The following is a 272-nucleotide window of genomic DNA, read 5'->3' as shown; positions in this document are numbered from 1 at the left end:
CCCGAGGGGCACGACCTCGCCGTCATGACCGCCGGGATCCGGCTGGCCCGGAGGAGCGTCGCGCCGGCCGAGATGGCCGGGTGGGCCGGGGCGAGTTCCGCCCCGGGCCGGGACGTGGTGACCGACGACGAGATCGCCGACTACGTGAAGAAGACCCACAACACCGTCTACCCCCCCAGCGCGAGCGCGAAGATGGGCCCGGACTCCGACCCGATGGCGGTCAGCGACCCGGAACTGCGGGTGCGCGGGGTGCGGGGTCTGCGGATCGCCGA

General features: G+C 74.3%; 1 protein-coding gene. It reads left to right on the top strand.

Annotated features, from left to right (window positions below; genetic code table 11):
• The coding region (locus AC0I8G_RS25935; protein WP_471732510.1) for a GMC oxidoreductase at positions 1 to 272 on the top strand (272 nt) is incomplete at both ends.

Source organism: Kineococcus sp. AC630 (genome assembly GCF_979255925.1).
The sequence above is the reverse complement of the archived record's forward strand: the minus strand, read 5'-3'. Positions and strand labels throughout refer to the sequence as shown.